Origin of the sequence: Pseudoponticoccus marisrubri (genome assembly GCF_001482405.1) — a bacterium.
GTDB classification, from domain to species: domain Bacteria; phylum Pseudomonadota; class Alphaproteobacteria; order Rhodobacterales; family Rhodobacteraceae; genus Pseudoponticoccus; species Pseudoponticoccus marisrubri.
Genome location: NZ_LPXO01000112.1, coordinates 1 through 251, shown reverse-complemented (window position 1 = coordinate 251; position 251 = coordinate 1). Strand labels below are relative to the sequence as shown.

At 53.4% G+C, this 251-nt stretch carries 1 protein-coding gene; it reads left to right on the top strand.

Annotated elements, in window-relative coordinates:
* Positions 1-61: 61 nt before the first annotated feature.
* A partial coding sequence (locus tag AVJ23_RS23255) for a hypothetical protein (RefSeq protein WP_205626919.1) occupies positions 62-251 on the top strand: 190 nt, incomplete at its 3' end.

The window sequence follows — 251 nt, the reverse complement described above, 5'->3', positions numbered from 1 at the left end:
TTGCAGTCAGTGCCATAACGAATTACCTCGTCGTAATATGCTTTGAAGATTCGGCTGGCCCGTGCATATTTACAGACCAGCTAACGCTTTTTCCCCGGCCGAGGACGGCCGGGACGCACCTCGCATCACACAAATGGTGCAAGGTGCGCGGAGCAATTTCGGACATGTGCCGAAATTGCGGGTTGGTAAAGGCAGGGAACGCCTTTTCCAACAATCCATAACAGCCGCCCTCCAGGCGGATTTAAATCGTC